This is a genomic window from Streptomyces sp. NPDC059455, assembly GCF_042750115.1.
Lineage (GTDB): Bacteria > Actinomycetota > Actinomycetes > Streptomycetales > Streptomycetaceae > Streptomyces > Streptomyces endocoffeicus.
In genome coordinates, this window is the sequence record NZ_JBHYVB010000311.1 from 1 (window position 1) to 3,587 (window position 3,587).

At 69.9% G+C, this 3,587-nt stretch carries 7 protein-coding genes and 2 pseudogenes; 5 read left to right on the top strand and 4 right to left on the bottom strand.

Going from position 1 to position 3,587, the window contains the following annotated elements; all coding sequences use genetic code 11:
* Positions 1–111, bottom strand: a 111-nt coding sequence (locus ACFXB5_RS50335) for a 50S ribosomal protein L31 (RefSeq protein WP_385222021.1), incomplete at its 3' end; no start/stop codon positions are given.
* 5 nt (positions 112–116) lie between these two features.
* Positions 117–281 (bottom strand): 50S ribosomal protein L33, encoded by a 165-nt coding sequence (gene rpmG, locus ACFXB5_RS50340; protein ID WP_009719228.1) that lies wholly within the window; start codon positions 279–281, stop codon positions 117–119.
* Between the two features lie 95 nt (positions 282–376).
* On the opposite strand from rpmG, the gene rpmB reads away from it, so the two are divergent.
* Positions 377–613: a 50S ribosomal protein L28 gene (rpmB, locus tag ACFXB5_RS50345; protein WP_385221998.1), complete on the top strand. Its 237-nt coding sequence runs from the start codon at positions 377–379 to the stop codon at positions 611–613.
* Positions 613–918 carry a 30S ribosomal protein S14 gene (rpsN, locus tag ACFXB5_RS50350; protein WP_385222002.1) on the top strand — a complete coding sequence of 102 codons (306 nt, stop codon included), beginning with the start codon at positions 613–615 and terminating at the stop codon, positions 916–918. Before rpmB ends, rpsN begins: the two co-directional genes overlap by 1 nt.
* Positions 919–1,088: 170 nt before the next feature.
* Here the strand turns inward: rpsN and ACFXB5_RS50355 are convergent, their stop codons facing one another.
* Entirely contained in the window at positions 1,089–1,538 is a 450-nt protein-coding gene (locus ACFXB5_RS50355; protein WP_385222004.1) for a GTP-binding protein, read from the bottom strand.
* 158 nt (positions 1,539–1,696) lie between these two features.
* Here ACFXB5_RS50355 and ACFXB5_RS50360 point away from each other — a divergent pair, with 158 nt between their 5' ends.
* From ACFXB5_RS50360 to ACFXB5_RS50370, 3 genes and pseudogenes are all read left to right on the top strand, one after another.
* Entirely contained in the window at positions 1,697–2,074 is a 378-nt protein-coding gene (locus tag ACFXB5_RS50360) for a hypothetical protein (RefSeq protein ID WP_385222006.1), read from the top strand.
* A 409-nt stretch (positions 2,075–2,483) separates the two neighbouring features.
* Positions 2,484–2,654, top strand: a complete 171-nt coding sequence (rpmF, locus tag ACFXB5_RS50365; protein WP_060944632.1) for a 50S ribosomal protein L32 — start codon at positions 2,484–2,486, stop codon at positions 2,652–2,654.
* A 7-nt stretch (positions 2,655–2,661) separates the two neighbouring features.
* A pseudogene (locus ACFXB5_RS50370) lies at positions 2,662–2,862 on the top strand (GTP-binding protein); the annotation flags it as partial.
* 45 nt (positions 2,863–2,907) lie between these two features.
* Here the strand turns inward: ACFXB5_RS50370 and ACFXB5_RS50375 are convergent.
* Positions 2,908–3,519: pseudogene (locus ACFXB5_RS50375) on the bottom strand (FAD-dependent monooxygenase); the annotation flags it as partial.
* Positions 3,520–3,587 lie beyond the last annotated feature (68 nt).

The window sequence follows — 3,587 nt, forward strand, 5'->3', positions numbered from 1 at the left end:
CCACTCGACCGTCTTGTCACTGGTGGCGGTGGAGCGGGTGAGGAAGGCGAAGTCGGCGGCCCGGTCGCGGAAGACGACCGGCCGGTAGGCGGGGTGGATGCCGGGCTTCATGGCGGTCAGCGCTCCTCACGGAAGTCGACGTGGCGGCCGACAACAGGGTCGTACTTGCGGAGGGTCATGCGGTCGGGGTCGTTCCGTCGGTTCTTGCGGGTCACGTACGTGTAGCCGGTGCCCGCCGTGGACCTCAGCTTGATGATCGGACGTAGTTCATTGCGTGCCATAGCCACAGCATACATGGATTTGGTTTTCATTTTCATCAAGCTGTACGGTGCCACGGTGCCACCCGCACCATCCCCGGACACTTCGAAAGGAACCCATGTCCGCCCACTGCCAGCTCACCGGCCGACAGCCCGGCTTCGGCCAGAACATCTCCCACTCGCACCGCCGCACCAAGCGCCGGTTCGACCCCAACGTCCAGCGCAAGCGCTACTGGCTGCCGAGCGAGGGCCGCCACATCCGACTCACCCTCAGCGCCAAGGCCATCAAGACCATCGACGCCATCGGCATCGAGACCGCCGTGGCCCGCATCCGCGCCCGGGGAGGGAAGGTCTGATGGCCAAGAAGAGCAAGATCGCCAAGAACGAGAAGCGCCGGACGATCGTCGCCCGCCACGCCAAGCGCCGCGCCGAACTGAAGGCCGTCATCGCCGACCCCCGGACCCCGGCGGAGGAACGGCTCGACGCCCAGCGGGAACTGCGCCACCAGCCCCGCGACGCCAGCGCCGCCCGGGTACGCAACCGCGACTCCATCGACGGCCGCCCCCGCGGCCATCTACGCGCCTTCGGCCTCTCGCGGATCCGGCTGCGCGAGATGGCACACGCGGGCGAACTCCCCGGCGTGACCAAGAGCAGCTGGTAACCCTCACCGGGCCACCGGACGCGGGCGGACGCCACTTGCCTCATTCCGGCCCGCAGCGTCCGCACCGCGGCCCCCGCCGCGCCCGCGTTCGCACTCGCGTCGACGGTCTACCCGGCAGCAAATTTGACAATGATCACCGGGTGTTACCGCCTGTCACACGGTCCTGCCCCCTACGATTCAGCCCCCGGGTCCCGGATCGCAGTGCCGAGCAGCGGATCGGGCAGGTCGGCCCAGCGGTCAGCGCCGAGTGCCAGTTCACCGTCGTCAAGTACGGCGGTGTCCAGCGCGGCCCGCAGCCGGTCCGCGTCCAGTTCCGCTCCAATGAACACGATTTCGTTGCGACGCTCGCCGTAGTGGTCATCCCAGTGCCACGAGGCCAGGGTTCGACGCTCGGACGACGCGGCGCGCCACGCGCCCGTATCCCCGTCCTCCAACCAACTCCCCGCCTGCCGCAGTTCGAGATGACGGCCGGCCGAGCGCCAGGAGATGACCGCGTCCGGGTGAGTGGCCACCCACAGGTACCCTCGGCTGCGCACCACCGCGGGCATGACCTGGGGCAGGCTCTCCGCCAGCCGCTGGGGGTGCAACGGGCGCCGGGAGCGCCACAGCGCCGAGGCCACGCCGCGGTCGATGCCACGGCGGCGTAGGGCGGGGGCGAGGACGTCGAGCCGGTCGGCCGGTCCGGCCGCGGCCCACCCGGAACCGGGCCGTCCAAAGGCGTCAGCAAGGCGCTGTCACGTTCTTCCCCATCGAGGAGGACCAGGGCGGACGGGTTGAGATGGGCGAGCAGAGCACGGGAGCCGTCAAGGCGGCCGTCGTCCTCCACTCCTCCATCCCGCAGGACCATCACGTGGGCAGCCTCCACTTGCCGGGCCGCGGCCTCGGCGAGCGTAAGGGGGACAGCCTGCGGATGGTCACCGAAGAGGTGGGCGGCGCGGCGCACACAGCGCAGGTCGCTCAGCAGTCGGCCGGGGTCGACGCCGACGGCGAGGGGTGCGAGATCGTAGTGGTCCGACAGCGGAGTCCTTCCCAGCGGGCTTCGCCACAGCTCCGCCAGGAACGGCAGGGCGTCAACGTTGTCAGGGAGCGCGAGCACGACATGCGTGCACGGGGCGGCCCTGGCAATGGCACTCAGATCCTGACGGATAATCACTGACGGGTCACCCGTGGCCACTTGAGCCAACGAGGCCCGCTGCCGTTCATCACCACCCACGGCAAAGCGCTGCACAAAGGGGTACCGCCCCGCCACGTCTCCATGGACCGAGACCGAGAGCACCAGCGCGTCGGGCGAGGCACGCCGCAGCAGGTCCAGAACGCGGCCTCGCGCTTCAGGGGTGTTGCCGGACACCACGCCCAGCAGGCCGCGCCCCCTTCCCTCACCCCTGCCCCCGTCCGATGGCAGTGACGAGCGCATAAGCAGTCCTGCGTACCCGCAACATCACCAACGGCGGCACTTCTCCTCCTCAGCGACGACCTCACAGCAGCCAGCACACTACATGGAAACGGTACCCATTTTCATGTACGGTCGCGTGAACAACACCGACCAGGAAAAGGGCCCATACGACATGGCCGTGCCCAAGCGGAAGATGTCCCGGAGCAACACCCGCCACCGCCGCGCGCAGTGGAAGGCGAGCACGCCAGAGCTGGTGACCATCACCATCGACGGCCGCGAACACCAGGTACCGCGGCGGCTCGTCCCCGCCTACCGGCGCGGTCTGCTGCACCCCGAGGACTGACCGCGCCATGGCCGATCAGCTGCCGGTGACGGTCCTGTCGGGATTCCTGGGATCCGGCAAGACCACCCTCCTCAACCACCTCCTCAACAACCGCGACGGGCTACGAGCCGCCGTCATCGTCAATGACATGAGCGAGGTGAACATCGACGCCGCACTCGTCCGCGACGGCGACGCGGCCCTCTCCCGCATCGAAGAGCGCCTGGTCGAAAGTGCAGGACACCCGGCCCGCCTCGACGGAGAGCCGGATCAGCGTCTCGACGTGGGGCGCCCGCTCGGCCTGGTAGCCGTCGAGTAGGGTGTCGGCGGCGAGGCCACGCAGTACCAGGTCCAGTCGCCAGGCGAGGGCCTTGCCGTCACGGATCCCCGAGCACGTCCCCTGCCCCATGAACGGCGGCATGACATGCGCGGCGTCACCCGCCAGCAGGGTCCGGCCGCCGCGCCACTGTTCGGCGAGCCCGGCCTCGAAGGTGTAGACCGCGTGCCGGACGAGGTCGGCCCGGTCCGGGGTGATGCCATAGGTCTCCAGGAGCTCCCAGGCCGCCCACGGGTCGTCGAACCGGCCCGGGTCCTCACCGGGCAGCAGCGCGAACTCGAACCGGCGGTGCCGGGTGCCGAGCTGGAAGAGGCAGTGCGGGCGGGTCGGGTCGCACACCTGCCCATTGTCGAACCCCAGGTGCAGCGGAACCTTCGGCTTGAGGTCGCAGACGAACCAGGTCTCCCTAAAGCCGACGTCGCTCCGGGCAGTGCCAAGCCGGGCGCGGACGAAGCTGTTCGCGCCGTCGACGCACCAGGTACCGGCCCCGGAACGTCCGGGTCCGGGCGCCGGGGACGGATTTAACCCGGCCGGGGGGGGCCCGCCCCCCACACCGGGGGCCCGACGCCCGCCGCGTACGACCTGAGCCCGCCGCGTACGACCTGAGCCCGCTCAGTACG

What these genes read in the sequence shown, in the direction of transcription:
- rpmG (WP_009719228.1), bottom strand. Translation starts at nt 281, where the DNA reads ATGGCACGCAATGAACTACGTCCGATCATCAAGCTGAGGTCCACGGCG.
- rpmB (WP_385221998.1), top strand. Translation starts at nt 377, where the DNA reads ATGTCCGCCCACTGCCAGCTCACCGGCCGACAGCCCGGCTTCGGCCAG.
- rpsN (WP_385222002.1), top strand. Translation starts at nt 613, where the DNA reads ATGGCCAAGAAGAGCAAGATCGCCAAGAACGAGAAGCGCCGGACGATC.
- ACFXB5_RS50360 (WP_385222006.1), top strand. Translation starts at nt 1,697, where the DNA reads ATGGGCGAGCAGAGCACGGGAGCCGTCAAGGCGGCCGTCGTCCTCCAC.
- rpmF (WP_060944632.1), top strand. Translation starts at nt 2,484, where the DNA reads ATGGCCGTGCCCAAGCGGAAGATGTCCCGGAGCAACACCCGCCACCGC.